At 66.2% G+C, this 25,630-nt stretch carries 29 protein-coding genes and 1 tRNA gene; 10 read left to right on the plus strand and 20 right to left on the minus strand.

Features of this window, described 5'->3' with window-relative positions; genetic code table 11:
- Window positions 1-25 precede the first annotated feature (25 nt).
- The 4 genes from AAFM92_09030 to AAFM92_09045 form a co-directional block, all read right to left on the minus strand.
- Window positions 26-811 carry a substrate-binding domain-containing protein gene (locus tag AAFM92_09030; protein MEL7300511.1) on the minus strand — a complete coding sequence of 262 codons (786 nt, stop codon included), beginning with the start codon at window positions 809-811 and terminating at the stop codon, window positions 26-28.
- Complete coding sequence (locus tag AAFM92_09035; protein MEL7300512.1) at window positions 808-1,491, minus strand: ATP-binding cassette domain-containing protein; 684 nt, start codon at window positions 1,489-1,491, stop codon at window positions 808-810. Before AAFM92_09035 ends, AAFM92_09030 begins: the two co-directional genes overlap by 4 nt.
- Complete coding sequence (locus AAFM92_09040) at window positions 1,485-2,150, minus strand: ABC transporter permease (protein MEL7300513.1); 666 nt, start codon at window positions 2,148-2,150, stop codon at window positions 1,485-1,487. The genes AAFM92_09035 and AAFM92_09040 overlap by 7 nt, the downstream gene beginning before the upstream one ends.
- Before the next feature lie 120 nt (window positions 2,151-2,270).
- A tRNA-Arg gene (locus AAFM92_09045) sits at window positions 2,271-2,347 on the minus strand.
- 492 nt (window positions 2,348-2,839) lie between these two features.
- On the opposite strand from AAFM92_09045, the gene uvrB reads away from it, so the two are divergent.
- On the plus strand, window positions 2,840-5,044 hold the full coding sequence (uvrB, locus tag AAFM92_09050) for an excinuclease ABC subunit UvrB (GenBank protein ID MEL7300514.1): 2,205 nt from the start codon (window positions 2,840-2,842) through the stop codon (window positions 5,042-5,044).
- Between the two features lie 165 nt (window positions 5,045-5,209).
- On the opposite strand, the gene AAFM92_09055 is transcribed toward uvrB, so the two are convergent.
- The 4 genes from AAFM92_09055 to AAFM92_09070 all read right to left on the minus strand — a co-directional run bounded on the left by AAFM92_09055 (window position 5,210) and on the right by AAFM92_09070 (window position 6,854).
- Window positions 5,210-5,491, minus strand: a complete 282-nt coding sequence (locus AAFM92_09055; GenBank protein ID MEL7300515.1) for a zf-TFIIB domain-containing protein — start codon at window positions 5,489-5,491, stop codon at window positions 5,210-5,212.
- A 296-nt stretch (window positions 5,492-5,787) separates the two neighbouring features.
- Complete coding sequence (locus AAFM92_09060) at window positions 5,788-5,952, minus strand: hypothetical protein (GenBank protein MEL7300516.1); 165 nt, start codon at window positions 5,950-5,952, stop codon at window positions 5,788-5,790.
- A gap of 81 nt (window positions 5,953-6,033) precedes the next feature.
- Window positions 6,034-6,345: a hypothetical protein gene (locus AAFM92_09065; protein ID MEL7300517.1), complete on the minus strand. Its 312-nt coding sequence runs from the start codon at window positions 6,343-6,345 to the stop codon at window positions 6,034-6,036.
- 41 nt (window positions 6,346-6,386) lie between these two features.
- Window positions 6,387-6,854 (minus strand): DUF427 domain-containing protein, encoded by a 468-nt coding sequence (locus AAFM92_09070; GenBank protein ID MEL7300518.1) that lies wholly within the window; start codon window positions 6,852-6,854, stop codon window positions 6,387-6,389.
- 37 nt (window positions 6,855-6,891) lie between these two features.
- On the opposite strand from AAFM92_09070, the gene AAFM92_09075 reads away from it, so the two are divergent.
- Together AAFM92_09075 and AAFM92_09080 are read left to right on the plus strand one after the other, a co-directional pair.
- Window positions 6,892-7,311: a hypothetical protein gene (locus tag AAFM92_09075; GenBank protein ID MEL7300519.1), complete on the plus strand. Its 420-nt coding sequence runs from the start codon at window positions 6,892-6,894 to the stop codon at window positions 7,309-7,311.
- A gap of 57 nt (window positions 7,312-7,368) precedes the next feature.
- Window positions 7,369-7,842, plus strand: coding sequence for a pyridoxamine 5'-phosphate oxidase family protein (locus tag AAFM92_09080; GenBank protein ID MEL7300520.1), 474 nt, complete (start codon window positions 7,369-7,371; stop codon window positions 7,840-7,842).
- Window positions 7,843-7,893: 51 nt separating this feature from the next.
- Here the strand turns inward: AAFM92_09080 and AAFM92_09085 are convergent, their stop codons facing one another.
- Entirely contained in the window at window positions 7,894-10,185 is a 2,292-nt protein-coding gene (locus AAFM92_09085; GenBank protein MEL7300521.1) for a glycosyl hydrolase family 28-related protein, read from the minus strand.
- Between the two features lie 242 nt (window positions 10,186-10,427).
- Here AAFM92_09085 and AAFM92_09090 point away from each other — a divergent pair, with 242 nt between their 5' ends.
- Together AAFM92_09090 and AAFM92_09095 are read left to right on the plus strand one after the other, a co-directional pair.
- Window positions 10,428-11,204 (plus strand): SDR family oxidoreductase, encoded by a 777-nt coding sequence (locus AAFM92_09090; GenBank protein MEL7300522.1) that lies wholly within the window; start codon window positions 10,428-10,430, stop codon window positions 11,202-11,204.
- Window positions 11,201-11,875 (plus strand): DNA alkylation repair protein, encoded by a 675-nt coding sequence (locus AAFM92_09095; GenBank protein MEL7300523.1) that lies wholly within the window; start codon window positions 11,201-11,203, stop codon window positions 11,873-11,875. Before AAFM92_09090 ends, AAFM92_09095 begins: the two co-directional genes overlap by 4 nt.
- Window positions 11,876-11,895: 20 nt before the next feature.
- On the opposite strand, the gene AAFM92_09100 is transcribed toward AAFM92_09095, so the two are convergent.
- Together AAFM92_09100 and AAFM92_09105 are read right to left on the minus strand one after the other, a co-directional pair.
- The gene (locus tag AAFM92_09100; GenBank protein ID MEL7300524.1) at window positions 11,896-12,297 is read right to left on the minus strand and encodes a DUF4864 domain-containing protein; all 402 of its coding nucleotides are present in this window, start codon (window positions 12,295-12,297) and stop codon (window positions 11,896-11,898) included.
- Between the two features lie 57 nt (window positions 12,298-12,354).
- A complete protein-coding gene (locus AAFM92_09105; protein ID MEL7300525.1) occupies window positions 12,355-14,007 on the minus strand; it encodes a lysine--tRNA ligase in 1,653 nt (550 codons plus the stop codon).
- Window positions 14,008-14,096: 89 nt separating this feature from the next.
- Here AAFM92_09105 and AAFM92_09110 point away from each other — a divergent pair, with 89 nt between their 5' ends.
- Window positions 14,097-14,534, plus strand: a complete 438-nt coding sequence (locus AAFM92_09110) for a tellurite resistance TerB family protein (GenBank protein ID MEL7300526.1) — start codon at window positions 14,097-14,099, stop codon at window positions 14,532-14,534.
- Window positions 14,535-14,538: 4 nt separating this feature from the next.
- On the opposite strand, the gene dacB is transcribed toward AAFM92_09110, so the two are convergent.
- On the minus strand, window positions 14,539-16,008 hold the full coding sequence (dacB, locus tag AAFM92_09115; protein ID MEL7300527.1) for a D-alanyl-D-alanine carboxypeptidase/D-alanyl-D-alanine-endopeptidase: 1,470 nt from the start codon (window positions 16,006-16,008) through the stop codon (window positions 14,539-14,541).
- An 88-nt stretch (window positions 16,009-16,096) separates the two neighbouring features.
- Here dacB and AAFM92_09120 point away from each other — a divergent pair, with 88 nt between their 5' ends.
- On the plus strand, window positions 16,097-16,963 hold the full coding sequence (locus AAFM92_09120; protein ID MEL7300528.1) for a DMT family transporter: 867 nt from the start codon (window positions 16,097-16,099) through the stop codon (window positions 16,961-16,963).
- Here AAFM92_09120 and AAFM92_09125 read toward each other — a convergent pair.
- From AAFM92_09125 to AAFM92_09140, 4 genes are all read right to left on the minus strand, one after another.
- A complete protein-coding gene (locus AAFM92_09125; protein MEL7300529.1) occupies window positions 16,889-17,533 on the minus strand; it encodes a nicotinate-nucleotide adenylyltransferase in 645 nt (214 codons plus the stop codon). The two genes, AAFM92_09120 and AAFM92_09125, sit on opposite strands and share 75 nt — an antisense overlap.
- Before the next feature lie 75 nt (window positions 17,534-17,608).
- The gene (locus AAFM92_09130; GenBank protein MEL7300530.1) at window positions 17,609-18,070 is read right to left on the minus strand and encodes a hypothetical protein; all 462 of its coding nucleotides are present in this window, start codon (window positions 18,068-18,070) and stop codon (window positions 17,609-17,611) included.
- A 151-nt stretch (window positions 18,071-18,221) separates the two neighbouring features.
- Window positions 18,222-18,686, minus strand: a complete 465-nt coding sequence (locus AAFM92_09135) for an MOSC domain-containing protein (protein ID MEL7300531.1) — start codon at window positions 18,684-18,686, stop codon at window positions 18,222-18,224.
- Window positions 18,687-18,711: 25 nt separating this feature from the next.
- A complete protein-coding gene (locus AAFM92_09140; protein MEL7300532.1) occupies window positions 18,712-19,557 on the minus strand; it encodes a formate/nitrite transporter family protein in 846 nt (281 codons plus the stop codon).
- 93 nt (window positions 19,558-19,650) lie between these two features.
- Between AAFM92_09140 and AAFM92_09145 the strand changes: the two genes are divergently transcribed.
- On the plus strand, window positions 19,651-20,622 hold the full coding sequence (locus tag AAFM92_09145; GenBank protein MEL7300533.1) for a hypothetical protein: 972 nt from the start codon (window positions 19,651-19,653) through the stop codon (window positions 20,620-20,622).
- A gap of 34 nt (window positions 20,623-20,656) precedes the next feature.
- Here the strand turns inward: AAFM92_09145 and AAFM92_09150 are convergent, their stop codons facing one another.
- On the minus strand, window positions 20,657-21,199 hold the full coding sequence (locus AAFM92_09150; protein MEL7300534.1) for a hypothetical protein: 543 nt from the start codon (window positions 21,197-21,199) through the stop codon (window positions 20,657-20,659).
- Window positions 21,200-21,334: 135 nt separating this feature from the next.
- Between AAFM92_09150 and ettA the strand changes: the two genes are divergently transcribed.
- A complete protein-coding gene (ettA, locus tag AAFM92_09155; GenBank protein MEL7300535.1) occupies window positions 21,335-22,990 on the plus strand; it encodes an energy-dependent translational throttle protein EttA in 1,656 nt (551 codons plus the stop codon).
- 1 nt (window position 22,991) lies between these two features.
- Here ettA and AAFM92_09160 read toward each other — a convergent pair whose 3' ends face one another.
- The 3 genes from AAFM92_09160 to AAFM92_09170 all read right to left on the minus strand — a co-directional run bounded on the left by AAFM92_09160 (window position 22,992) and on the right by AAFM92_09170 (window position 24,662).
- On the minus strand, window positions 22,992-23,387 hold the full coding sequence (locus tag AAFM92_09160) for a hypothetical protein (protein ID MEL7300536.1): 396 nt from the start codon (window positions 23,385-23,387) through the stop codon (window positions 22,992-22,994).
- Window positions 23,377-23,814: an ImmA/IrrE family metallo-endopeptidase gene (locus AAFM92_09165; GenBank protein ID MEL7300537.1), complete on the minus strand. Its 438-nt coding sequence runs from the start codon at window positions 23,812-23,814 to the stop codon at window positions 23,377-23,379. Before AAFM92_09165 ends, AAFM92_09160 begins: the two co-directional genes overlap by 11 nt.
- 188 nt (window positions 23,815-24,002) lie before the next feature.
- The gene (locus AAFM92_09170; protein ID MEL7300538.1) at window positions 24,003-24,662 is read right to left on the minus strand and encodes a transposase; all 660 of its coding nucleotides are present in this window, start codon (window positions 24,660-24,662) and stop codon (window positions 24,003-24,005) included.
- A gap of 180 nt (window positions 24,663-24,842) precedes the next feature.
- On the opposite strand from AAFM92_09170, the gene AAFM92_09175 reads away from it, so the two are divergent.
- A complete protein-coding gene (locus AAFM92_09175) occupies window positions 24,843-25,367 on the plus strand; it encodes a DUF4329 domain-containing protein (protein ID MEL7300539.1) in 525 nt (174 codons plus the stop codon).
- The last annotated feature ends 263 nt before the right edge of the window (window positions 25,368-25,630 follow it).

Consider the following 25,630-nt stretch of genomic DNA (forward strand, 5'->3'; position numbering starts at 1 on the left):
GCCCTTCGTGGGGCCTTCCCGCGCCTCACTCCGCGTTCGGGGTGAAGAGGGCCTCTCCGCCCAGCCTGTAGGACGCGATCACGGCCTGCCCCGGCCCGGTGAGCCAGGCCTCGAAGCGCGCGACCGCTTCGGGCTGCCCCGTGCGCGTGGCCGGGAGGAGCGCATACTGGTTGAAGAGCGCCGGATCGCCTTCGAAGACGATCCCCATGTCGCGCTTGTTGCCGAAGGTGAGCCAGCTGGCGCGGTCGCTCAGCGTGTAGGCCCCGAGGGCCACGGCGATGTTGAGCGTGGCACCCATCCCCGTCCCGGTCTCGAGGTACCAGCGGCCCGATGCCACCGCGACGTCCACCCCCGTCTCGGCCCAGAGCGCGAGCTCGGCCTTGTGGGTGCCGCTTTCGTCGCCCCGGCTCACGAAGCGCGCCTCGCCCTCCGCGATGCGGCCGAGCGCCTCCGCTGCGGTGGCGGCGCGCGCAGCCCCGGCGGGGTCGTTTGCCACGCCGAGGATAACGAAATCATTGAACATCACCTCGCGACGGTAGCGATAGGCGCCGCTGGCGACCGCCGCGGCCTCGGCCTCGGGCGCGTGGGTGAGCGCGGCGTCCACGTCGCCCGCCGCGCCGAGGCGCAGGGCCCGGCCCGTCCCGGCGACGACGAGATCGACCGTGTCACCAGTCGCCGCCTCGTAGGCCGGGATCAGCACCGCCGCGAGCCCCGAATTCTCGAAAGACGTCGTGACCGCGAGGCGCAGGGTGTCAGCCGCGAGAGAGGCCCCCTGCATGACGAGCCCAATGACCAGAAGCGCGCGGATCATGCCGATGTCCACGCGAGAAAGGGCACCGCGGAGGCGGGCGGCGTCGCGAAGAAGGCGTCGATCGGGATCGGCCCCTCGGCCCTGCCCCCGGAAAGCCAGACCACCTCCGCCGCCATGCGCCGCGCTTGCGCCATGCTGTGGGTCGCCATAACGATCCGCAGGCCCGAGGCGGCCCGCGCCGCGAGCAGCTCCTCCACGAGGCCGATGTGGGGCCCGTCGAGATTTGCGGTGGGCTCATCGAGGAAGAGCAGGTCCGGCGATGTCAGGAGCGCGCGCGCGAGCGAGACCCGCTGCGCCTCCCCGCCCGAGAGCTGCCGCGCGGGCCGGGCGAGGAGATGCGCGATATCGAGCGCCTCCGCCACGGCGCGGGTCTCCCCGGGCTGGGTATCGCGCGCCGCAAGGGCGAGATTGTCCTGCACGGTCCTGCGCAGCATGACGGGCCGCTGAAACACATAGGCCTGGCGGCGGTGCGGGCTGTCCCACCTGACAGAGCCGCGCTCCGGCGCAACGAGCCCGTGGAGCACCTTCATCAGGGTCGTCTTGCCGGCGCCGTTCGCGCCGATGACCGCCGTCACCCCCGCCGCGCCGAGCGCGAGATCAAGGGGCCCGAGCCCCGCATGCGCCACGCGCACACCCTCGAGTCGCACCATGCCCGCCTTCACCATGCCCGCCTTCACCATGCCCTGGCCGGCTCCCGCAGCGCGAGGAGGTGAAGCGCGATGCTGACAACGAGCGAGATCGAGACGAGCACCGCCCCGAGCGCCACGGCGAAGGCGAGGTTGCCCTTCGAGGTCTCGAGCGTGATCGCCGTGGTCAGGACGCGGGTCAGGTGATCGATGTTGCCGCCCACGATCAGGACGGCCCCCACCTCCCCCGTGGCGCGGCCAAAGCCCGCGAGCGCGGCGGTCAGGAGCGCCCGGCGCCCGTCCCGCGCGAGGATCGCGATGCAGGACCGCCGCCTGACGCCGAGGGAGGTCAGCAGCTCGCGATACTCCTCCCAAAGCGCCTCCATGGCCTGGTGGGTGATGGAGGCGATGAGGGGCAGCACGATGATCAGCTGCGCCAGGATCATGGCCCACGGCGTGAAGAGGAGATCGAGCACGCCAAAGGGCCCCGCACGCGACAGGAGCAGGTAGAGCACGAGCCCCACGACCACCGGCGGCAACCCCATGAAGGCATTGAGCACGGCGACAACGGCCCCCTTTCCACGAAATCGCGTGAGGGCCAGCCAGATGCCGAAGGGCACCGCAATGAGGGATGCGAGGATGACGGCGCTCAGGGACACCACGAGCGAGCGCAGGGTGATCTCGAGAAGGGAGGGGAAAAGCGCGCCATCCATGGGAGCCGGGTGTGGCGCGCCCCGCGCCGATGATCAAGACGGTGCGCCGTCTGTGCCGTGCGTGACGGGCTCTCCAAGCGATCCCATGTCTCGGCCAGCTGACCGCGTCCGGGGCCGGCATGGCGATCCCTCGAGGACTCGAACCCCGAACCTGCTGATTAGAAGTCAGCTGCTCTATCCAGTTGAGCTAAGGGACCGCACGCGGGACCTTCTCCGCGCTTTTCAGCACCCGATCAAGGCCCTTTCCCGGCCTGTGTGGGAGCCACGCCCCGGCGCTCGCCCGGTCTGCCCTGCAGACTGCGCCAGCCTCCAGCGGCGAAAAAGTAAGCCCCGCACGCAGAACGTGCGGGGCCAAAGGAGACCAGTGGTCATGCACCTTGGGAAGAGGCGCGTTATAGCAGGTGCCCGAGCCACGCTGAGCGAGGGGTGGGTGAGTGGGGCGAGGCCCAGGCACCTGTGCTGCTTGCGCCTTCACCGTAGGAGGCTGGCACGTTGAATTGCAAGAGAGAAAATCGCCCATAGGTTGCATGATCCCGCCCATGGCCGCGACAGCGGCGGATTTCTGCCATGAAATCATCGCCTTGCGCTGGGGCCCTCCCACGCGTGCCTCCCCGGATATGGGGATAAGAAAGTTGGCCTTGAATGCCGCCCAAAAGACCGCACCTATCGTGACGAGAGGTGAGATCCCGATGCACAACAACTCCCCCGAATCCATGCCTGCCCTGACCCACGCGCCCACGGGAGATGTGCGCGCGCGTGAAAAGCTCGAGGGCGGCAGGCGCTTCGAGATGCACACCGAATTCAACGCCGCCGGCGATCAGCCCACCGCCATCACCGAGCTGAGCGAAGGGGTGCGCAACGGCGAGCGGGACCAGGTCCTGCTGGGCGCGACGGGCACCGGCAAGACCTTCACCATGGCCAAGATCATCGAGGAGACGCAGCGCCCCGCGATCATCCTCGCGCCCAACAAGACGCTCGCCGCCCAGCTCTACGGCGAATTCAAGGGCTTTTTCCCGGAGAACGCGGTCGAGTACTTCGTCAGCTATTACGACTACTATCAGCCCGAGGCCTACGTGCCGCGGTCGGACACCTACATCGAGAAAGAGAGCCAGATTAACGAGCAGATCGACCGGATGCGCCACTCGGCCACCCGGGCGCTCCTCGAGCGGGACGATGTGGTGATCGTGGCCTCCGTCTCCTGCATCTACGGCATCGGCTCCGTGGAGACCTACGGGGCCATGACGCAGGATCTCTATGCCGGGCGCGAGTACGACCAACGCAAGATCATGGCCGATCTGGTGGCCCAGCAATACCGCCGCAACGACGCCGCCTTCCAGCGCGGCTCCTTCCGCGTGCGGGGCGACAGCCTGGAGATCTGGCCCGCGCACCTCGAGGACCGCGCCTGGAAGCTCTCGTTCTTCGGGGAAGAGCTCGAGGGGATCACCGAGTTCGACCCGCTCACCGGCGAGAAGGTAGACACGTTCGAGCGCATCCGCGTCTACGCGAATTCGCATTACGTGACACCGCGCCCCACGATGCAGCAGGCTGTCATAAACATCAAAAAGGAGTTGAAGCAGCGCCTCGACCAGCTCGTGAACGAGGGCAAGCTCTTGGAGGCCCAGCGGCTGGAGCAGAGGACGAATTTCGACATCGAGATGCTGGAGGCCACGGGCGTCTGCAACGGGATCGAGAACTATTCCCGCTACCTCACGGGCCGCGCGCCGGGCGAGCCGCCCCCCACCCTCTTCGAGTTCATTCCCGACAATGCCATCGTCTTTGCCGATGAGTCCCACGTCAGTGTCCCCCAGATCGGCGGCATGTATCGCGGCGACTACCGGCGGAAGTTCACGCTGGCCGAGCACGGCTTCCGCCTGCCCTCCTGCATGGATAACCGCCCCCTCAAGTTCGAGGAATGGGACGCCATGCGCCCCCAATCCGTCTTCGTCTCCGCCACCCCCGCCGCGTGGGAGCTGGAGCAGGCGGGCGGCGTTTTTACCGAACAGGTGATCCGCCCCACCGGCCTACTGGATCCGGAAGTGGAGATCCGCCCCATCGACATGCAGGTCGACGACCTCCTCGACGAGATCCGCAAGGTGGCCGAGAAGGGCATGCGCGTGCTCGCCACGACGCTGACGAAACGGATGGCCGAGGACCTCACCGAATACCTCCACGAACAGGGCATCCGCGTCCGCTACATGCATTCCGACATCGACACGATCGAACGGATCGAGATCCTGCGCGACCTGCGCCTCGGCGCCTTCGACGTCCTCGTTGGCATCAACCTCCTGCGCGAGGGCCTCGATATCCCCGAATGCGGGCTCGTGGCCATCCTCGACGCCGACAAGGAGGGCTTCCTGCGCTCCGAGACCTCGCTCATCCAGACCATCGGCCGCGCCGCGCGGAACGCCGATGGCCGCGTCATCATGTATGCCGACAAGATCACCGGCTCCATGGAGCGCGCCATGGCGGAGACGAACCGCAGGCGCGCCAAGCAGATCGCCTACAACGAGGCCCATGGCATCACGCCCGCCACCGTGAAGAAGAACGTCGAGGACGTCCTCGCCGGGCTCTACAAGGGCGACGTGGACATGAACCGCGTGACCGCCAAGATCGACCACCAGCCCGCCGGGGGGAACCTGCAGGCCGTGCTCGACGGGCTGCGTGAGGACATGCGCAAAGCGGCCGAGAACCTCGAATTCGAAGAAGCCGCGCGCCTCCGCGACGAGGTCAAGCGGCTGGAGACTGTGGACCTCGTCGTCGCCGACGACCCCCTCGCCCGGCAGCAGGCGGTGGAGAAGGCCGTAGACGATGCGCAAAAGGCCTCCGGGAGGTCCACCGCAGGCCGCGCGGGCCAGCGCGGCGGCAACGTGAAACGGCGGAAGCGGGGCGGGTAGTTGGATACGTCTTGGATCGGCTGCCTGCGCAGATCCAAGCCGTCAATGCCGCTACCGACGCCTGAAGCGAACGATCATCGTTCGGCGTATTAGCGGCGATGCCTTTAGTGGCGCAGCGTTACCTGCCTCGGTCGCGGAGCCTAGGAGGCCGACGCTGTGATCCGTTCAGAAATCGAAGATGTCGCCCAGAAAGTCGCCGAAGCCTTCTTTTTTGCGGCGCTTTGGTGTGCGCTGGTCATGCTCTTGGTGGTAGCGTTCGCCGCGCGGCTCCGGGCGTTGCGCTTGCGTGGGTGGGGGCGGCGGCGGGGTCATCTGCGTGCTGCGCTCGATGATCTTGTCGAGCTCGCCGCGGTCGAGCCATACGCCCCGGCAGCTGGGGCAGTAGTCGATCTCGACGCCGGAGCGGTCGGTCATCACGAGGGTCGTTCCATCGACGGGGCATTGCATGGCTGGGCTCCTCTCTGCTCACTCAGAGGTAAGCCGCCTCGGGAGCCACACAAGCCTTCGGCATCCGATGGTGATTGAGGCTTTTAGCCAGCAGCGCGTGGCGCGCCGAATTCTGCCGCGCGGCGCTTGCCCGTTGCCTAAGACCGTTGAGGTCGGGGCTTGAACTGGTCTGAATATCTTGGGGAGTGGGCGACCGACTGAAAGTGTCTTGGCTCTTCAGCTCGATGCGGCGCGAGGAAGGCGCATGGCACGCTGCCTCGGAATAGAACGGGCGCCCAGGGGCGCCCGTGATGGCCTTAGCCGACCGTTGCGACGCAGCTTTCGCTGGTCTCGTCCCAGACCTGCCCGGCTTCGCAGATCTGCGCGGTTGTCTGGGTGTGCATCCCACCGCCGCACATGGCCTGAGCCGAGAGGGGCGCGGCGAACACGAGGGCAAAGGCCACGAACTTCAATGTCTTCATTGGTCTTCTCCTGTTGCTTACACGGGAGAGAGTGACGCAGGGGAAGCCCGGGTCAAGGGCCCTGCCCTGCCCCGCGGCGGATTACCACGTATCGAGCACGTCCATCGCGTCTTCCTCGGGCACCTGCGCATCTGCGGCAGGCGGAGCCACCAGCGGTCGCACGCGCACGATCTCGGCCCGACGCGCCTCCCAGTAGCGGGGATCATCGAGGATCGTCCGCGGCAGACGATCTTTCAGGAACACCTTCCTTTCGCTGAGCTGGACGAGCACCTGCACGTCCTCGGAGCGTCGCGGTGCCCGCCCGGCGAGAAAATCCTCGCGCAGCTCGCCCGCGCGCAACTCAAGCGATCGGATCAACGCTTTCAGTCGGGCGTATTCGTCGGCTGGGTGCATGGGCGGAGCATGCCGGGCATTTGGTTAAAATGCGATTAACCTCACCAATGCCGCGTGCCCGGCGCTCCTTTCACGATGCCACGCAGATTCTCGGTGACCCAACCGCCGTAGAAATCGCCGGGCTGCGCTGTGACAGTGAGCCCGTCCACACTCGCGGCATCGAGCGCGCCGGGATAGATCGATACAAAGTCCTTGATCGCCGCGAATGCGCGTGTGGGCCGCGGATAGCTCCACGCCACGCGCGGCAGGATCGTCTCGCCCACCTGCAGGCTCCAGTAGCGCGCCTGCCCCTTCCACTCGCACAGGCTCTGGCCAGTCGCAGGCAGAAGTGGCACCCGGATATCCTCTGGCGGGAAGTAGTAGGTCGGGGCGTGATGGGTCTCGCAGACGCGCCAAGCATCCACGCTGTCGACGACGACCTCCCCCGAGGCCTCCGCGCGGATCCGGTAGGGCGCGGGCTCGAGGAGCGGTGGGCGCGGGTAGGATTGGACATCTTCTTCGATCAGCATGGGTGGCAGGTAGACCAAGCGCCCTATTTGTCAGCCCATGCGTCCTGTCCTTCTGCTCCTCGCCTCCGCCCTGCCCGCCGCCGCCTGGGATTTCACCGCAGGCGCGCCGTGCACGCTGACCCATGCCGAGCCCCCGCTCGAAGTGGTGCTGACCCACGATCCCGCCACGCCCCTCTTCACGATCACGCTGCGCCGTACGGAGCCTTGGCCCGTGGGCGGCATTTTCTCGATCACCTTCGAGGGCGGCATGACGATCTCCACCAACCGGCAGATCCTGAGCGAGGAGGGCCGCGCGCTCACCGTGGCTGACCGGGGCTTTGGCAACGTAATCGACGGGATGGCCGGGGCACCCGGTGCGATCGCGCGGCTGGGCGATGTCGAGGAGCGCTTCTCGCTCGCGGGGGCAGCCGAGCCCGCGCGCGCGCTCGAGGCCTGCCAACCGGCCCCGGCCGTGTGAAGCCTGAGGAGCCGCGCCACCGCTTGACACCCACGCGCAAAAGGGCACCCTCCCGCCATGGGTGAGAAGACAGATCCGTTCCGCCCGCTTGATGACGAAGCCCGGGAGATGATGGCGGCCCTCCTGCAGGCCGAGCACGCCGCGCTCGCGGTTATCGACCCCGAGACCGGCACGCCGCAGGTGACGCGGATCGGCTTCACATGGCTCGAGGGCGCGGCGCTTACGATCATCTCCACGCTCTCGACGCACACCGCGGCCCTCGCTGCCAACCCGGCCTGCGGGCTCATGGTGGGCACACCGGGCCAGAAGGGCGACCCGCTCACGCATCCGAGGCTCTCGCTCGATGCCCGCGCGGTCCTACGCGACAAGGCCGCCTGGCGGGAGCGCTACATCGCTGCGCGGCCCAAGACGAAGCTCTATTACGACTTCACCGATTTCGGGCTCTACGAGTTCGAGGTGACGGGCGGGCTTCTCAATGGCGGCTTCGGCAAGGCCTACAAGATCGCGCCGACCGACCTCCCCAAAGAATAAAGCGCCGCCGGGAAAAGCTCCCGGCGGCGCCTCACCTGCCAGCGGAGACCGTTAGTCCGGTCGATCCATCCGCGCGGTGATCAGGATGCGGCCTTCGGCGGCCTCGGGCCAGGTGATCCGGGCTTGGCTGCCATTGGGCCCCTGCTGGAGCGAGACGAAGGGGAAGTCCGTCACGCGGATACCCGCGGCATTGTTGATCGAGCCCACCGGCACGATCCCCTCCACGTGACGCACGCGCCCGCCAAAGGGCAGGTTGGGCGCGCATTCCACGTTCCAGAACACTTCGGGCGTGTTCTGATCGAAAGTCTTCTTCAGCGGGTTCATCGTGATCGTGTTGATCCCGTCGAAGCTGTTGGCCTCGAAGGTGATGTTGCGCATGATCCCGTAATCGAGATCGGCAAAGGAGGTATCGACGCCGTCGATCCTGTCGATGGCCCCGTTGAGCGCCTTGAAGACATTGCCGATGACCGACAGCCCCTTGATGTAGAAGCCCTCGCCGTAGGGCTTCATGACGATGAAGTTGAACCATGGCGCCACGTCGTTGGCGGTGAAGATGTTGCCGGTGATGGTGAGACCGCCGAAGGGGAGCTGGTTGGCGAAATCAGGGTCCGCCTCGTACTCGTTCGTCCATTCCACGAAACTGTTGTCGAGGTAGTTGCCGGTGATGAAGGCCTTCACGTTGGTATGGGCAAAGATCACGCCCGCGCTGCGCACGCCGTCGGTGACCGCGTCATCCTGGAACCAGTGGTTGCCGGTGAAGGCCGAGCCCCCACCCCCGATGATGGCGAAGTGCTTGAAGCGCACCACGCGGTTGTCGCGGACCTTGACATCGTTGGCATTGGCATTGAAGCCCACGGTCGTCCGCGCGCTCGTCGGCAGCGGCGCATCCTCGGAAAACCAGTTGCAGCGGTCGATCATCATGCCCTGGCAGCCGCGCCCGGGGCTCGTGATCCCGCGCTGCTTGGGCCGGGTGATGAAGCAGTCCTTCACGTGGAAGATCGAGCCGTCGCGGGCCAGCATGATCGCGCTCGCAAAGCCGCCGCACTGGAAATCGATGGAATCGAGCGTGAACTGGGAAAGCCGGTCGAAGCCACTGAAATCGAAGGCGTACTTGAAGCGCGTGAAGGTGAAGTTCTGTGTCCCCGCGCCGCCATAGAGCGCCTGGGTGAGCGTGAGCGTCTGCGCGGCGACGTTGCGCGCGGTGACGTAGATCTCGCGGCCCACGCCCACCCCCTCGACGAGGGAGCCCACAGCGATGTTGGCCACGTTGGCCACGTTGGTGAGCGTCATCGGGTTCGCGGTGCTGTAGCTCGCCTGCGCCACCACCACGTCGGGCTCCCAGGCAGGCGAGGGATCGAGCTGGATCTGCCCGTTGCGGACCAGCCGTCGGGATTCGAAGCTCGTGCGGTTGGCCACGGCGGCCTGCATGTCCAGCGGCTCGGTGAGCCGGATGCGGCGCCCATTCATATCGAGGCTCTCGTGATCGGAGAAATCCATGAGCACCTGGAAGGCTTTCTTGAACGCCAGCACCTCGTCGCCGAAGGCATCCTGGTAATTGGCGAGGTCATAGTTCTTCAGGAGGAGGAACTTGGCCTCATCGGGCATCGTCACCGTCCCCTCGAAGCGCACGCGGTTTTCGAAGGTCATGTCCCCGCCGAGGCGATAGATGCCCGCGGGCACGAAGACCTCGCGGCCCTGCGCCGCGGCATCGGCGGCCTCGAAGGCCGCGACGTTGTCGGTCGTGGCGTCACCCACCGCGCCGAAATCGACGACGTTCACGGCGCCGAGGTTCTCCGCCGCGAAGACGCCCGTGACATCCTCCACCTCGATGTCATCCACGCGGAGCACCCCGCCATTGGCGCCGGTGAAATCGAGGCCCACATGGGCGTAGAGCGCCTCGCGCCCCCAAGGCATGTCCACGCCGCCCCTTGCGCCCGTGCCCACGATGGCACTCACCTCCACGACCTCGCCATAGGCGCTGAGCGTGGTGGCGGGCCCCGTCTCTACGACGCCCGCGAGGTTCGCGCCCCCCGCCGCGCCAGCGAAGGCGGCGATCCGCACCGAGGGGAAGGAGCCCGAGATGCATTTCACTCGCGCGCGGATCTGCAGGTAGCAGCCCGGCAGGATCGGCGTCTCGCCGGTATAGCGGATCTTGGTGGTGCCGGCGTTCTTCAGGATCTCCAGCGCGCCGCCGAAATCCTGGTCGGCCGGCACGAAGGCCGCGTTCGCGGCGTTGTCATAGGTGTCGGAGCCCGGTGTGCCGTCCCCGCTCGACCACACGTCGAGCCCGTCTGCAAATGCCGGCGGCTGGAAGATGATACCCTCGGTGATCGCCTTGTTCATGGATGCCCCTTTCGCGCCGGGGCCGCGCGGGGCGGCTCGGGCTCTCGATTGTCGCGTGTCAGAATGTGCCGGGCGCCAGCGCGGTGCCGCAGCGGGAAAAGGGGTAGGACGACGGGGTTAACGCGCGCTTGGCGCACCGTGACGGTGGGGTCTTGCCCAAAGCCCGTTCGCCCCGTGACCCGCGCCCGCGCGGAGGTTAGACTTGGCCCCGAACTCTCCCCAAGCCAGGAAAGGCCCACGTCATGCCCAACACAGCCCTCATCACCGGAGCCTCCGTGGGGATCGGCGCGGAATTCGCGCGCCTGCACGCGCGCAAAGGGGGCGACCTCGTCATCGTGGCCCGCCGCACCGAGGCGCTCGAGGCACTGAAATCAGAGCTCGAGGAGGCCCACGGCGTGAGCGTCCACGTACTCACGGCCGACCTCGCCACGCAAAAGGGCACCGAGAAGCTCATGGCCGATGTCGACAAGCTCGGCGTGGAGATCGACATCCTCATCAACAATGCGGGCCTCGGCGGCTCTGGCCTCCACGTGGAGCGCGAGGCCAGCGCCGAGCGCGCCATGATCGAGCTCAACGTGCAGAGCCTCGTGGCCCTGACCCACCATTTCGGGGGTCAGATGGCCGCGCGCGGCCGCGGCAAAATCCTCAACGTGGGCTCCACCGCAGGCTTCATGCCCGGCCCCCGCCAGGCGGTCTACTTCGCCACAAAGGCCTTCGTGAACAGCTTCTCCCAGGCCGTGGACCAGGAGCTCCGCCCCAAGGGCGTAACCTGCACCGTACTCGCGCCGGGCTACGTGGAAACGGAATTCGCGAAGGTGGCCGACCTCGAGGGCACGAACCTCGTCAAGCAGAAGGGCGACACGCCCCAGAACGTGGCCCGCATCGGCTACAACGCCATGCGCGCGGGAGAACTCGTCTCCATCAACGAGAAGGTGCTGGGCTTCATGCTAGGCTGGATCATCCCGCTCCTGCCCCGCCGCTCGGTGCTGAAGATGGTCGATCGCATGCAGGCCAAGTGACGACGCCCGAGGACGTGATGCGCTGGCTGCGCGCGGAGGCCTCCGAGGACCACCGCGCGAGCCTCGCGCGCTACAATATCCCCACCGAACATGCGCTTGGCATTCCCATGGGTGCGCTCAAGAAACAGGCCAAGCTCTGGGGCCGCGATCACCGCCTCGCCCGCGCGCTCTGGTCGGAAAGGACCTACGAGGCGCGCATCATCGCGGCCCACGTCGCGGACCCCAAAGAGACCGACGCCGCGCTCATGGACGCGTGGACTGCGGATTTCGACAATTGGGCGATCTGCGACACCTGCTGCTTCACGCTCTTCGCCAAGGCCCCGCCGCGCTGGGAGCGGGTCCCGGCCTACGCCGCGCAGGAGGAGGAATTCGTCAAGCGCACCGCTTTCGCGCTCATCTGGTCCCTGACCAGGCACGATAAGGGCGCGCCAGACGCGGCCTTCACCGGCACCTTTCCCCTCATCGAGGCCGCCGCGGCAGACCCCCGCCCGCTCGTGTCGAAAGCTGTGGACATGGCCCTCCGTGCCATCGGCAAGAAGAACGCCGCGTTGCACAAAGCCGCCGTCGCCCTCTCCCAAAAGCTCTCGGAAGGAACGGACAAGCAGGTGCAAAAGGTCGGCCGCAAGTGCCTCAGGGAACTCACAAGCGAGAAGGTGCGCGCCCGCCTATAGCGTGAGTATCCGTCCGCGGCCTATGCCCCGATGCCGGGCTCAGGCAGGAACTGCACCGCCCCGATCTGCCAGCCTTCCGCCGTCTCGATCATGAGATAATCGAGGTAGTGGAACTGACCCTGGTCATCCTCGATTTGCACCATCTGCCAGAGGTTTCCGCCGATCTCGCGTAGCTCCAGATACCGCACATCGGTGTTCTTCCAGACCATTGGGTACCCATTGCGCACCATGAGGCCGAAGCGCTCGCTATCTCCGAACATCCGCTTGATATTGGGCGCGGCATAGCTGAACGCCTGCGCGAAATCGTCGGCGCGGAAGGCCTCCATCTGCCCGTCGATCGTGGCGCGGATGCCGTCGTTTTGCGCCGCCACCGGCCCGGCCAGACCCACCACCAGCAAGATTATTCCAAAGATGCGTGCCATCGTGAAACTCCTCTCAAGGCCAAAGAGCCTAATCCGGGGAAGTCACGGGTCAACGCATCAGGAAGTTTCAGCCAGTGCCCCCGTCGCGCCCTTGTCGATGAGCGCCACGGTGTTCTCGAGCCCGTAGAGCTTCGCGAACGACCCGATGCGCGGGCCTTGGCTGGTGCCCAGCAGCACCTCGTAGAGCACCTTGAACCAGTCGCGCAGGTTGCCGTAGCCCTGCACGGTGCCCACGGCGATGGCCACCGACTGCAGGAACTCGCCATCGGTGAAATCAGCCTCCGGCATGGGCTCGTCCTGGCCCTTGATTTCCTGCTTCTTCGCGATGAGGTCCAGCGCCAGCGCGCTGTCCTGATAGGCTGCCGACAGCTGTCGGAGCGCCTCCGCCTCGGCCTCCATCGGCGCGCGGCAAACCTGCGTGGGCTTCACGAAATCATGGAAATAACGCACCGCGAAGCCCGCCGCCTGATCGAGGTCGGGGTTCGCCTCGGGCGAAGCGTCCGGCGCGTATTGGCGGATGAAGCCCCACATCGTCTCGGCGTCCTCGGCGTTGGAGACGCTCGCCACATTCAAAAGCATCCCAAACGGCACCACCATCGTGGAGGCCGGCACGTTGTGCCCATGGATGTGAAAGACCGGATTGTTCATCCGCGCCGCCGCGTCCTGATCGGCATAGGCGCGCAACTGCTGGTGATACTCGTCCACCGCGCGCGGAATGACGTCGAAATAAAGCCGCTTCGCCGTTTTGGGCTTCTGGTACATGAAGTAGCTGAGCGACGTGTCGGCGGCGTAGGTGAGCCACTCGTCGATCGAGATGCCGTTCCCTGATGACTTCGAGATCTTCTGCCCCTTATCGTCGAGGAAAAGCTCGTAGGTGAAATGCTCGGGCTTCTTGCCGCCGAGGATCTCGCAGATGCGGTCGTAGATCGGCGTGTTGGTGCTGTGATCCTTGCCGTACATCTCGAAATCCACGCCGAGCGCGGCCCACCGAGCACCGAAATCCGGCTTCCACTGGAATTTCACGTTGCCGCCCGTCACCGGCACCGTCCATTCGCGGCCCTCTTCGTCGTCGAAGGTGACGGTGCCCTCCTTCGCGTCCACGTGCTTCATCGGCACATAGAGCACGCGGCCCGTCTCCGGGTGCATGGGCAGGAAGATGGAATAAGTCTGCTGGCGCTCCTCGCGGAGGCTCTTGAGCATCACCTTCATGATAGCGTCGTAGCGCTCACAGGCGCGCAGGAGCACCTCGTCGAACTGGCCCGACCCGTAAAACTCCGTGGCCGAATAGAACTCGTACTCGAACCAAAAGGTATCGAGGAAGCGGCGCAGCATGGCGTTGTTGTGGTGGCCGAAGCTCTCATGGGTGCCGAACGGGTCCGGCACCTTGGTGAGCGGCATCTGCAGCGCGGGCTCGAGCGCCTCGGGATTGGGCACGTTGCCCGGCACCTTCCGCATCCCGTCGAGATCATCGGAGAAGCAGATGAGCTTCGTCGGAATGTCCGAGATCACCTCGAAGGCGCGGCGGATCATCGTCGTCCGCGCCACTTCTCCGAAGGTGCCGATATGGGGCAGGCCCGAGGGGCCGTAGCCCGTCTCGAAGAGCACGTAGCCCTTCTCGGGCGGCGCCGCCTCGTAGCGCTTCAGGATCCGCCGCGCCTCCTCGAAAGGCCACGCCTTCGATGTCATCGCTGCGTCTCTCAAACCGGCCATCGCCCAAACCTCTCTCAGGCAGCCTTTTGCTGCGCGCGCGTATGGGCCATAAATCGCCTAGAAGCTCAAGACCCAGAAAAGGCAGGTCCATGTCCGACACCCCCACTCCGCTCACGCCGCAGGACTGCCTCGTGGCCACGATGATCGCCACGTCGGCCTCCGACGAGGAGGTGCGCACCTCCGAGCTCGTCACGATCCAGATGATCGTGAACCACCTGCCGATCTTCGGGAATTACGACACCGACCGGATCAACCAGATCGCGCAGCTCGTCTTCGACTTCCTGCAGGAGGAGGACGGGCTCGATGCGTTCTTCGGCCTCGTGAAGGACAACCTGCCGGAGCGGTTCTACGACACCGCCTATGCGCTCTCCTGCGACGTGGCCGCCGCCGACGGGATGCTGGGCCAGTCCGAGCTCGCCTTCCTGCAGGAGGTGCGCGACCAGTTCGAGCTCGACCGCCTCGATGCCGCGGCTATCGAGCGGGGCGCCCGGGCGCGCTTTCGCACGCTGAAAACCGCCACCGCCTGAGGCGTCAGGCCTCAGCCACGAGCGACGCCCAGCGCGCCACGAGCCCCTGCTGCATGAGCCGCGCGCGCCGCGCGTAGCTGCGCGAGCCCTGCGGCCGGTCGCGGTCCTGCGGCGGGATCGCTGCGCGGCGGTCCAGATCGGCGGAGACGATGGCGAAGGTGATGGGCTCCCGCCCCGGCGCCAGCACGTAACCCGCGAGCGCGCTCACGAAGTTCAGCGTGCCGGTCTTGGCCTTGATGCCGTAGCCGGGCGCGGGCACGGTCTCGCCCCGGCTGTTCTTGACGTTGATCGATTTCAGGATCGGTGCGAGCCCGTCGGCCTGCCCCAGCATCCCGGTGAGCGCGCGGCAGCTCACGCGGGAGGCGTCGCCGAGCCCCGAATGATCTACGAGGCCCATGGGCGTGCCGTAGCGCGCGGCGGCCCAGTCATTCATCCGCGCGGCAGAGGCCGCGAGCCCGCCGGGCGCCGCGCCCAGCGCTTGAGACGCCCGCAGCCCGAGCACCTCGGCGGTGAGATTGGTGGAGTATTTCAGCATCCCGCCGCAGAGCCCCTTGAGGTTGGGCGAGGTGTGGGAGGCGAGCACCGTGCCGCGCAACGGTTGGGTCTCGGCCTGCGCCTCCGGCAGCGTGATCCCTATGAACTCGGCGATGGTGCGGAAGACATCGCCTGCATAGACCGCCGGGCGCCGCACCGGCAGCCAGCGCGCGCCGCCATTGCCGAGCGCCCGCCGCGCCACCGTCCATTCCTCCACTTCCTCGCCCAGTTCGTGGGTATAGACCGGGTAGGCATCGGCCACGGCGCGCATCCGCGCCATGCGAACCTCGGGCACGAAGCGGCCCGCGCGGGCATCCATGGTGAGCTCGTAGTCGCTGCCGTCCTTCTTCCACTCGAAATGGACGCGGTTGTAATTGAGATTGAGCCCGGAGATCGCGGGGTTGTAGCCCGCCTGCGTCGGCTGGCCGGGATCGACCTGCTGCACCGTGGGCAGCCCCCGGTCATCGACGAAAAAGCCCCCGGTGATCGCGGTGACGCCCGCGTCTCGCAAGGTCCCCGCGAGGGTGCCGAGCGCGTCGCTGTCAAAGATCGGGTCGCCCGTGCCCTTCAGGATGAGATCGCCCTGCAGCACGCCCTCCACGATGGGCCCGGTGCCCATGAGGACGGTGGCAAAGCGGTAGGACGGACCCAGCGCATCGAGCGCGTAAAGCGCGGTGACCGCCTTGGCCACGGAAGCGGGCGGCATGGCCCTGTCGCCCCACATGTCCTCGAGCGGCGTGCCATCGGCGCGCGCGGCGTGAAAGCTCGTGAGCCCGCCGAGATTTGCGCGGGCCACGATTTCCGCGGCCGCCGGTGGCGGGCGGGTGCCCGGGCGCGCGATGGGGCGTAGGGAGGTGAGCGGGGCCGTGGCGAGCGCGGGGGCCGCGAGCCCGCCCAAAAGCCCCGCAAGGGCCGCGCGCCGTGTGAAGCGATGTGTCATGGCGCGGAGCCTAGCAAAGCAGACCTCTCAGACCAGTAAATTCCCGGCGAACTTCCGCTCCTGTTGCAAAGCTGCTAGCCGCCCTCCCATGGGACGCGCTGTGATCATCATGCTCGTGGGGATGGCGCTGATCCCCCTGGGCGACACATTCGGGAAATTGCTGACCGAGGAGGGCGTTGCGCCCGCCTTCGTGGCCTTCACGCGGTTTGCCATCGCGGCGCTGATCCTCGTGCCCTTCATCCCCCGGCGCGACTACGCGGTGTTCAAGGATTGGCGCATCTGGTTCCGCGCCACGCTCATCGCTTGCGCGATCAGCTCGATCCTCAACGCGCTCGCGACCGAACCACTGGCCAATGTCTTCGGCGCTTTCTTCATCGGGCCCATCGTGGCCTACACGCTGTCGGCATGGCTTTTGAAGGAGCCTGCGAGCCTGCCGCGCACGCTCCTGCTCCTTGTCGGGTTCTTGGGCGTGCTGATGGTGGTGCAGCCCGGCCCCGACATGCGCGCGGGGCTCCTCTTCGCGCTGCTCGCAGGGACGTTCTACGGGAGCTTCCTGACCGCCTCGAAATGGCTCGTGGACGCCGCCCCGCCGCTGACGCTCCTCTTCTCGCAGCTGGCCATCGCCGCCGTGCTCACCGCGCCGCTCGGCCTCGCCAACATGCCCTCGCTCGACGGCTGGACGCTGGCGATGACGACGGGCTCCTCGCTGGGCTCGATGCTGGGCAATCTCCTCCTCATCGTGGCCTTTAGCCTCGCGCATTCCACGCGCCTCGCGCCTTTCGTCTATTTCCAGATCGTGGCGGCCACAGTGCTCGGCTGGGCCGTCTTCGGGACGCTGCCCGATGCGCTGGCGCTCGCGGGCATGGCCATCGTCGTGGCCTCAGGCTTCGCCACGCTCCTCCTGCGCCCCGCTGCCGCGGCCCCAGTCGCCGGCGGCCCGGATGGCGCTCGATGAAGCGGCGTCCATGGGCACATTGATAAAGCACCAGGCAGGTGCCTCCGAGCGCGCGAGGAGCTGCGCGTAACGCCCCGGCAGCCGCGCGCGACGGTAGAGCCGCGCCGCGGGCGAGACACGCGCGCCGGTGCGTTCCCCCGGGCGGGCGATGACGCCGACGCGCACGGTGTTGAGGATGGCCTCCCAATCCTGCCAGCGGTGAAACTGCGCGAGGTTGTCAGCCCCCATGAGCCAGGTGAAGCGGACGCCCGGATAGAGCCTGAGCAGCGCGTCGAGCGTCTCGGCGGTGTAACGAGTGCCAAGGTCGGCCTCGATGCCCGTGACGGTTACGCGGGGATGATCCATCAGGCGCTCCGCCTCGGCCATTCGCGCCGCAAGCTTTGCGGGCCCGCGGGCCTTTAGGGGATTGCCGGGGGTCACGAGCCACCAGACCGCGTCGAGCCCGAAGCGCCGCAAGGCTTGCTTGGTGATGTGCACGTGTCCGCCATGGGCCGGGTCGAAAGACCCGCCAAGGAGACCGATGCACTGCCCCGCGCGCGCCGTGGGCCGCCCATGTGATCGAAACGTCATGGAGCGCACCTAATCCGCCCCGGCGCGGGACCACAAGCGCCCTCCCGGCTGGCTCAGTCCGCACTCAACACGGTTTCAACCCAAGGCGGGCGTGCCCATGATGAGCTCCCGCACATTGGGGACGATGACGAGCAGGAGCGTCGCCGCAGAGACGAAGAGGATCGAGCCCACATGCAGCGCAGCCACCGGATGATCCTTGATGCCCTTGAGCCCGCCCGCATCGCGCACGAGGCACCAGGAGCCCTTCACGAAGGGCCAGATGAAGCCGAGGAGCAGCCCCACCGGGTAGGCAAAAACCGCCTCACCGATGGGGGCTTCTACCAACTGGATGAAGGCGCCAAGGCCGCCGCCGATGGCGGCCCCCAGCAGGCTTTTCACCGCCTTGCCGGAGGAGGCCATGCCCTGCGGGCGCAGCCCGCCCGGATCCACGATCTTGCCGTCTGCGTCGGTGACCGGCGACGCGCTGTCCTCCACAAAGCCCATGCCGATGATGCCGCCGACGAAGAGGCCGAGGCAGAGCAATCCGAAAAATGCCATCTGAAACTCCTTTCGCTGCAATCCACCCGAAGCCCGCCGCAGCGCGCGCGGGCCCGGGGCACTGAAATCGCGGAGAGATGCTAAGGGCAGTGCAGGGAAAGACAGTGCCCAAATTTCAATCTGAGCGGGAAATCGCTCACGGCAGTGCGCCTCATGCGGGTGTGACCGTGTCGCCCAGGCTGACCACCCCCGGCGCGAGCACGCTGGCATACATGCCGCCATGGCCGCGCACGGCGCTGTAGCCGCCATGGCCGAGCGTCTCTTCCATCCGTGAGCAGGGTGGGCAGGGCCCGGACACCTCGAGCAGCGCCGTCCCGAGCCGCACCTGCCCCTTCCGAAGCGCGGCGAGATTGATGCCGGAGACGACGATATTGCGGCGCAGCATCTCAGGGCACACCGCGCGCCGCGCGAGGGCCGCAATCACGGGCAGGTGCTCAGCCTGGATGAGGGTGACGGCGCGCTTGCCCGCCTTGGCGCGGTCTCCGAGGAGACCGTTCGCGTCGATTTCCGCCTCGGTTACGATCTCCATGTCCGCGCGCCGAGCGGGGCGCAGGCCGATCCAAGCCACTTTGCCCGCGCCGCCATGGCGCGCCATCATCTCGCGCAGCTCGACCATGGCCCCCACCGCTCCCCGCTTACCGTCAGCTCTCGGACGGTTCGACCTCGTCCATCACCTGGCCCCAAGCCATCAGCGCGAAGATCACCGTCCCGCCCACGACATTGCCCGCAAAGACAGGTCCGAAAAAGCTCAAAGCGCCGCCGAGGCCGAGCTCTCCCTGCACCGCGAGAAAGGCCATCTCCACCGACCCCGCGACGATATGGGCAAAGTCGCCCGCCGCGATGAGCCACGTGAAGACGAGGATCACGAAGAAAGAGGAAAACCGCGCCTGCGGCAGCATCCAGACCAGCGCGGCCACGAGGATGCCCGCCGGGATCGCGCGCACGAAGCCGTCCCAGCCATTGATGCCCATCGCGTGCCGCGAGAGATCGCCCATGACGGCGACGACATCGGCGGGCAGCGCCACGGTGTGGGCATAGAACGTGGCGATGAGGAACGCGCCCACGACATTGGCGCCAAGCACGATGGCCCAGAGCCGCATCATCTGGAGGAAACAGCCCAGCGTGCGCTTCTGCAGAACAGGGAGCACGGTCGTGATCGTATTCTCGGTGAAGAGCTGCATGCGCCCGAGGATCACGAGCATGAAGCCCAGCGAGTAGCCGAGGTTCTCCACGAGGTAGCGCCAGGGCGCGTCCGGCAGCGAGGCCCGCAGCACCGCTTCCCCCACCACGGAGAAGGAAATCATGATGCCCGCGGCGATGCCGGACCACATGAGAGAGCGGTTGGGGCGCTGGAGCTCCTCCTCCCCGTCGCGCCGGATCACCTCGTAGATGAGCTTGGGCGCGAGGCTCGAAGCCTCCTCGACATCGGACTTCGCGGTGCCCCCGGCGGGGTGCTGATTTACCGTGCTAGCTGTATCTTTGGCCATGTGGTGCAACCGCAGGGCTGTCCAAAGGGTTCCAACGAATCTCATTGGATGGCACATTGCAGGCATTTCAGAATGTCATTCAGCAGGTCCCCCATGTCGCCGTTCCAGGCCTTTTCGAAGCTTTTGCACGTCAACCCGGCGCTGGGGAACATCGTCCTCGCCGGGCTTGGCATCCTTGCCGCCGCCGCCATCGCGCTCAGTTGGGGCAATGTCGGCAACCTCGTGCCGCTCGGTATGACCATCGTGGCCCTCGGCGTGGCCACGACCCTCATTGCCGCGATCTTCCGCAATGACACGATGCAGACCTTCTTGGCCTGGCTCGTGATCGCCGGGGTCGTGGTCGTCCTCGGTCTCGGCCTCGATGCCATGCTCGGCCGCAAGGGCACGGGGATTGCGCCGCCCCTGCCCTGCTGGTCGACCATGTTCTCGGAGACCCGCGAACAATGCGAAGCGCGGCTCACCTCCACGACGCGCGTGGCCGTCGTGCGCCCGACGCCCGTGCCGCGAAGGCCGTCGAGCGCTTTGCCTCCCCGGCCGCGCCCCCCTGTCTCGGCCCCCTCGCGCGCGCCCTCCTCAGTATCGAACGGGGGCGAAAGCGTGCAGCCGCAATCCGCTGAGGAGGACGTGGTGGAAGCGCCGATCATCGTGTCAGAGGCCCCCGCGCGCGAGATCCGGCCGGTGCCGCTGCCCGACAGTGTGGCCGTGCGGCTTTCGGCGACCGGTACGGAGCGTGTTCTTCTAAGCGACGTGGACCGCTCCCCCGCCCGGGTCTTCACCCATGTCTTCGCCGGTGACGCGGCCTCTGGCGGCGGCGCCTCCTTGGCGGAAGGGCTTCAGGCCGGCGGCTGGCCCAATGCCGCGAAGAACGTCGAGGTGGTCGATGTCCGGGTGAGTGAAACGCAGATCCGCTACTACCACGAAGGCGATGCGAGCCTCGCCACGGCCCTAGGCGCAGATCTCGCGCGCCTCCTGCGGCGGAGCGAGGTCCCCGTGCGCGATTTCTCGGCGCTGGGACTGAGCGCGCGACCGGGCACGCTGGAGATCTGGCTCGAACCGGGCGCGTGACGCCGCGGGCCGGTGGAAGGCCTTTCGCCCAGGTTCAGAAGGCCGGGCAGCTGTTGATCTCGCTCAGCGCTTTCCGCCAGGCGGCATCGCCGTCGAAGGGCACGGTGCGCCAGTCCTCCGGGTTCTTGAGCGGCCACATCCCCGTGGCGATCATGTAAGTCGGCCGGTAGGTCGGCTGCCCGGTTTCCACCATGGCCGCGCAGGCCTCCAGGAAGTAACGGCTCTCGGGGTCGCGGAAGAGATCGGCGGCGGCCTTCACCTCGTCCATGATGTCGCGCGAATAGCCTGCGAAGGTCCACGAATAGAGATCCTGCAGCACCATGTGCGCGCTTTCGTCCTTCACCCGCTGCTGGTCGTAGAGGGCGTAGGAATTGAAGCTCAGCCACACCGCGAAGGCATTCTCGTAGACCCCGGCATGGATGCAGGCCCGCACCACCCGCGCGAGCTCCGGCGGGGTGATCTCGGTGTCGAGCTCGGCATGGGGCACGCAGCCGAGATCTCGCGGCGCGGTGTATTCCTCTGCCGCGAGCGGCGCCGGCAGCAGGAGAGCGACAAGGGCGAGAGACGAGGCACGCATAGCATCACGCTATGCCGCCCTGCCCCGGCGCCAAAATCACAATGAAGCCAGCGGCCCGCGGCGGCCCACCTCGCATTGCCCTCCCCGGCCCTTCTGGCTAGATCACGGGCGGCACGCGGAGCGTAGGAGAAACCCATGGCAGCCTATCAGTACGTCTACCGCATGGACGGCGTCTCGAAGACCTATTCGGGCGGCAAGAAGACGTTCGAGAACATCCGCCTGAGCTTTCTGCCGGGCGTCAAGATCGGCGTCGTGGGCGTGAACGGCGCGGGTAAATCGACGCTCCTCAAGATCATGGCCGGCCTCGACAAGGATTTCTCCGGCGAGGCCTGGGCCGCCGAGGGCGCGCGCGTGGGCTACCTCCCCCAGGAGCCGCAGCTCGACCCGGCAAAGACGGTCCGCGAGAACGTCATGGAAGGCGTGGCCGACAAGAAGGCAAAGCTCGACCGCTTCAACGAGCTCGCGATGAACTATTCCGACGAGACCGCCGACGAGATGGCCCAGCTCCAGGACGAGATCGACAGCCAGAACCTCTGGGACCTCGACGCCCAGATCGACATCTCCATGGAGGCGCTCCGCTGCCCGCCCGACGACGCCATGCCCGAGCACCTCTCGGGCGGCGAGGCGCGCCGTGTCGCCCTCTGCAAGCTCCTCCTCGAAGCGCCCGAAATGCTCCTCCTCGACGAGCCAACGAACCACCTCGACGCCGAAACGATCGCCTGGCTCCAGCAGCACCTCATCGCCTATCCCGGCACGATCCTCGTCGTCACCCACGACCGCTACTTCCTCGACGACATTACCGGCTGGATCCTCGAGCTCGACCGCGGCCGCGGCATCCCTTACGAGGGCAATTACTCAGCCTGGCTCGAGCAGAAGGCCAAGCGCCTCGAGCAGGAGGCCAAGGAGGATCGCTCGAAGCAGAAGACGCTCGAGCGCGAACTCGAATGGATGCGCCAGGGGCAGAAGGCCCGGCAATCCAAGCAAAAGGCCCGCATCGACCGCTACAACGAACTCGCAAACCAATCCGAGCGTGAGAAGCTCTCCCGCGCGCAGATCATCATCCCGAACGGTCCACGCCTCGGCGGCAAGGTGATCGAGGTGGAGGGGCTGAAGAAGGCCATGGGCGACAAGCTCCTCATCGAGGACCTGACCTTCGCACTCCCCCCGGGCGGCATCGTCGGCGTCATCGGCCCGAACGGCGCGGGTAAATCCACGCTCTTCAAGATGCTCACCGGCCAGGAAGCGCCCGACGCGGGCGCCGTCACCTACGGCGACACGGTGGACCTCGCCTATGTCGACCAGTCCCGCGACGCCCTCGACGCGGGCAAGACCGTCTGGGAGGAGATCGCCGACGGCCTCGACATCATCCAGCTGGGCGACGCGGAAATGAATTCCCGCGCCTACTGCTCCGCCTTCAACTTCAAGGGCGGCGATCAGCAGAAGAAAGTCGGTATGCTGTCGGGCGGCGAACGCAACCGCGTCCACATGGCCAAACTGCTCCGCTCCGGCGGCAACGTGCTTCTTTTGGACGAACCCACCAACGACCTAGACGTCGAAACGTTGCGAGCTTTGGAAGACGCCCTCGTCGACTTCGCCGGCTGCGCCGTCGTCATCAGCCACGACCGCTTCTTCCTAGACCGCATCTGCACGCATATCCTGGCCTTCGAAGGCGAAGCCCACGTGGAATGGTTCGAAGGCAACTTCGAGGATTACGAGGAAGACAAAAAGCGGCGGCTGGGAGCGGATGCGCTGGAGCCGAAGCGAATCAAGCACAAGAAGTTTGTGAGGTAGTCTATTCTCCTGCTGAACTTCTGCCGAAAACGTAAGCAAGCGCGGCGATCACCAGCGCAAAGGATCTTTCGATTTGTCGTTCCCAAAAGTCAATCGCTTCAGGTGCATTCGCCTCAGTTAAGCCGCCGAGGTCCTGAACCTTAAAGAAAGAAAACGCGGCCAGCGCCAACCCACAAAGGATTACAATAAGTGCGGCAGAGGAGCTCGCGGATACATCGCCGAAAACCCAGCCAAGCAGTCCCTGTTTATCTCTAGCTAAGGCCCTATTGTGGCTGTTATTTTCTTTTGCCAGCTCCAATTCAAGCTTTTTGCTTTCTGACAGTGCTTGATTGAGCTCGGGATCTTGGCCTTGCTTGTTAGTAATTCCGGCTTTTGCTTGTTCGCGATCAATCGCCATATGCTTTTTGCAGCCGATACTTCATTGCAGGAACCGACACAGCGAACAACTTCGCCATCGTAGGGATTGGAAGGTGACGAAATTCGTCGAGCAAGAACTTCGGCATCAATAGATTTCCGGCGAACTCATTTGCCTCAACTTCGTGGCGATCATAATATGCTGGCGCCGATCTAAGAAGCACTTGGTATTCGCTTGATGCAGCCCACTCACGATGTAGAAAATGATGCCCGAGTTCATGAGCTAAGGTGAACCTCTGACGGTTAGGATGCTCGGCCTCGTTTACGTAAATCGCGCGCTCCTCGGCATCGTAGAACCCGGACACGTCGGCCAGTTTCGTGCTGAAGGTAGCGAACACCACCTCAATATCTTCCTCCTCCGCGATCTCGGTAGGATCAACGGGGGGACGTTGGATGGCGTAGTCGTCCAATAACTCCTCAGCAGTGCGCCTAGCCAGTCTGGTGTTTGCCACGGTCATATCAAGAACATATATGGAACATTTGATGCTACGTTCAAGGGAGGCGTTACAGTGCAATGTAACCTTACACAATCTGTGCCGCCAATGAGCTCTTACTGCGCCCGTCATATTCACAGCTATTATGGTGCCTAACTGTCACCCTACGGCTCTCCGGCCTCCATCTCCGGCACGGCGCCGCACCACTCCGCCTCGACCCGTCCCGCCCGCACATCGCGATGGATCGACGAATGGGGCCATTCCATCGCCCACGCGACGAGGCCGTGCTTGACCGGGTTGCCCCAGCAATACCGGATATGAGCGGCGAGCGATGCCTCATCGCGGATGTGATGCTCCCAGAAGCGGCGTTGCCAGATGCCGAGCTCTCTCTTCCCACGCCGTAGGCCGGGCTTCAGCCCGGCGTTCCGCCCCGTCCACATGCGCGGAAGGTCGGCGTGGTGATCGGCATCGGGTGCCGGGCTGAAGCCCGGCCTACGGGGCTGGATCGCACCATCGGCGTCGATGTCCACCTTCCGCTTCGGCCACCCGTGCCGACGCAACACCCCGCGCGAAAACGTCGATTTGATCGCGCCCCATCGCTGGCCATGGGCGCGGTCTCCCTCCGGCAGCCGCCACACCGCGTGCATATGATCGGGCAACACGACCCAAGCCAGGATCTCTAACGGATGCGCCGCCCTCACCGCCGCCACCGCCTGTCGCAGCACGTCCACCTCGTCCACCAGCAGCGACGATCCGCGATGGGCGAGGCAGACGGTGAAGAACACGCGGGCACCTGTTAGGCGCAGACGGAGATAAGCGGACATGCCCCTATGCGCGCCGCATCATGGTCACCAAGGGTTCAACCCCCGCCCCTCCAAGCGGTTTCTCGTCAACGCGCACAGCCCCAGACGCGCGGCCATACGCAAACCATACAGGTTCTGGCTGCGCCACTCCGCCCCGTTCGGGGCTTTCTTAACGGTGTGCCAAGCTGCATGGTGGCCGCCATGAGTTACCGTATCCTCGCCACTCTGACCCTCACCCTCGCCGCGCCGCTCGTAGAGGCGCAGTCCGCCGAGGAGGTAGCGCTCGCGAAGGCCACTCTGGGCGCGCTTCAGGCGCCGTCCTTTGCGCAGGATCGGGAATTCTGCGGGTATCTCGCCTATGACGAAGCGGGCGCTCTCGTGGCCACGCCCGCCACCCGCGGGGATCGCGACAGCTGCCTCTATGACGGGCCCGAGGACGGGCTCGTCATGGTGCTGAGCTACCACACTCATGGCCGCTTTGACACCGCCTATGCCGCTGAAGTTCCATCGGTTTCCGATATCGAGGCAGACGAGGACGAGGGCATCGACGGCTTCGTGGCCACCCCCGGCGGGCGGCTCTGGTACGTCGATACGACCGACATGGTGGTGCGCCAGCTCTGCGGGCTGGGATGCCTCCCGCAAGACCCGCGCTTCGTGCCCGGCGATGCCGGGCCGGTGGCAGCCTCCTACACCTACGCGGAACTCCTGGCCTACGAGACCCACTGAGCGCGGCCCCGCGCGCGGCCCTCGGCGCGGGATCTTCATGAAACTGAAACACATCTCTGGGAGAGTTATCCACAGGCTTGGGGGCCGTTTCGAGAAAGGCCTGTGCCATGGTGACCACCGGTGTCAGCGTTTTGACCCTGACCCTCCTCTGCGCCGCGCAGCTCGTCGTGCGCGCCTGGGCCCGCCGCGCGTTCCAGCGCGCCACGGGTCAGCGCACGCGTTAGGACACGGCTAACGCACCATCCGCCGTCGCGGTCGGACGC

It is taken from the genome of Pseudomonadota bacterium (genome assembly GCA_038533575.1).
GTDB lineage: Bacteria > Pseudomonadota > Alphaproteobacteria > Rhodobacterales > Rhodobacteraceae > Shimia_B.

Coding starts and splice junctions, on each gene's coding strand:
- AAFM92_09030 (MEL7300511.1), bottom strand. CDS start 811: ATGATCCGCGCGCTTCTGGTCATTGGGCTCGTCATGCAGGGGGCCTCT.
- AAFM92_09035 (MEL7300512.1), bottom strand. CDS start 1,491: ATGGTGAAGGCGGGCATGGTGAAGGCGGGCATGGTGCGACTCGAGGGT.
- AAFM92_09040 (MEL7300513.1), bottom strand. CDS start 2,150: ATGGATGGCGCGCTTTTCCCCTCCCTTCTCGAGATCACCCTGCGCTCG.
- uvrB (MEL7300514.1), top strand. CDS start 2,840: ATGCACAACAACTCCCCCGAATCCATGCCTGCCCTGACCCACGCGCCC.
- AAFM92_09055 (MEL7300515.1), bottom strand. CDS start 5,491: ATGCAATGCCCCGTCGATGGAACGACCCTCGTGATGACCGACCGCTCC.
- AAFM92_09060 (MEL7300516.1), bottom strand. CDS start 5,952: ATGAAGACATTGAAGTTCGTGGCCTTTGCCCTCGTGTTCGCCGCGCCC.
- AAFM92_09065 (MEL7300517.1), bottom strand. CDS start 6,345: ATGCACCCAGCCGACGAATACGCCCGACTGAAAGCGTTGATCCGATCG.
- AAFM92_09070 (MEL7300518.1), bottom strand. CDS start 6,854: ATGCTGATCGAAGAAGATGTCCAATCCTACCCGCGCCCACCGCTCCTC.
- AAFM92_09075 (MEL7300519.1), top strand. CDS start 6,892: ATGCGTCCTGTCCTTCTGCTCCTCGCCTCCGCCCTGCCCGCCGCCGCC.
- AAFM92_09080 (MEL7300520.1), top strand. CDS start 7,369: ATGGGTGAGAAGACAGATCCGTTCCGCCCGCTTGATGACGAAGCCCGG.
- AAFM92_09085 (MEL7300521.1), bottom strand. CDS start 10,185: ATGAACAAGGCGATCACCGAGGGTATCATCTTCCAGCCGCCGGCATTT.
- AAFM92_09090 (MEL7300522.1), top strand. CDS start 10,428: ATGCCCAACACAGCCCTCATCACCGGAGCCTCCGTGGGGATCGGCGCG.
- AAFM92_09100 (MEL7300524.1), bottom strand. CDS start 12,297: ATGGCACGCATCTTTGGAATAATCTTGCTGGTGGTGGGTCTGGCCGGG.
- AAFM92_09105 (MEL7300525.1), bottom strand. CDS start 14,007: ATGGCCGGTTTGAGAGACGCAGCGATGACATCGAAGGCGTGGCCTTTC.
- AAFM92_09110 (MEL7300526.1), top strand. CDS start 14,097: ATGTCCGACACCCCCACTCCGCTCACGCCGCAGGACTGCCTCGTGGCC.
- dacB (MEL7300527.1), bottom strand. CDS start 16,008: ATGACACATCGCTTCACACGGCGCGCGGCCCTTGCGGGGCTTTTGGGC.
- AAFM92_09120 (MEL7300528.1), top strand. CDS start 16,097: ATGGGACGCGCTGTGATCATCATGCTCGTGGGGATGGCGCTGATCCCC.
- AAFM92_09125 (MEL7300529.1), bottom strand. CDS start 17,533: ATGACGTTTCGATCACATGGGCGGCCCACGGCGCGCGCGGGGCAGTGC.
- AAFM92_09130 (MEL7300530.1), bottom strand. CDS start 18,070: ATGGCATTTTTCGGATTGCTCTGCCTCGGCCTCTTCGTCGGCGGCATC.
- AAFM92_09135 (MEL7300531.1), bottom strand. CDS start 18,686: ATGGTCGAGCTGCGCGAGATGATGGCGCGCCATGGCGGCGCGGGCAAA.
- AAFM92_09140 (MEL7300532.1), bottom strand. CDS start 19,557: ATGGCCAAAGATACAGCTAGCACGGTAAATCAGCACCCCGCCGGGGGC.
- AAFM92_09145 (MEL7300533.1), top strand. CDS start 19,651: ATGTCGCCGTTCCAGGCCTTTTCGAAGCTTTTGCACGTCAACCCGGCG.
- AAFM92_09150 (MEL7300534.1), bottom strand. CDS start 21,199: ATGCGTGCCTCGTCTCTCGCCCTTGTCGCTCTCCTGCTGCCGGCGCCG.
- ettA (MEL7300535.1), top strand. CDS start 21,335: ATGGCAGCCTATCAGTACGTCTACCGCATGGACGGCGTCTCGAAGACC.
- AAFM92_09160 (MEL7300536.1), bottom strand. CDS start 23,387: ATGGCGATTGATCGCGAACAAGCAAAAGCCGGAATTACTAACAAGCAA.
- AAFM92_09170 (MEL7300538.1), bottom strand. CDS start 24,662: ATGTCCGCTTATCTCCGTCTGCGCCTAACAGGTGCCCGCGTGTTCTTC.
- AAFM92_09175 (MEL7300539.1), top strand. CDS start 24,843: ATGAGTTACCGTATCCTCGCCACTCTGACCCTCACCCTCGCCGCGCCG.